This window comes from Micromonospora sp. BS32 (assembly GCF_059089345.1).
Window position 1 is genome coordinate 1 of the sequence record NZ_JBSSHR010000176.1, and the last position, 379, is coordinate 379.

1 protein-coding gene is annotated in these 379 nt (G+C 62.5%); it reads right to left on the reverse strand.

Annotated elements, in window-relative coordinates; all coding sequences use genetic code 11:
* Window positions 1–379, reverse strand: a 379-nt coding sequence (locus AC5RWQ_RS30785) for a site-specific integrase (protein WP_494286098.1), incomplete at both ends; no start/stop codon positions are given.

A 379-nucleotide genomic window follows, 5' to 3' on the forward strand; every position in this document is an offset into this window, starting at 1 on the left:
CTTGTCTGCTAGACCTCCAGGGCTAGGTGTGGTCTGCCGTCGGACCGTCCAGGTCCAGTTCGTCACATCGATATCACCTGCGCGTACCCCAGCGACCTCGCCGATGCGAGCCGCCGTGCAGGCAGCAAAGATGACGACGTCGCCCCAACCCTGAAAGTGCCCGGCTGAACGCCTTACGAGCGCGTCGGCGAGTTGCGTTAGGGCGTTCCAGTCTGGCAACGCTAGTGACCGCGGATCGTCGAGCTCATCCTCAGCACGCTGATACTCGCGTTGCCAGCCGCTAATTCTCGCCGGGTTCCGGTCAACGATGCCGTCGCGGACCGCTTGCTCCAGCACTCGAACGAGAATGGCAAGGCTGTTCTTGACCGTCGATCGACTG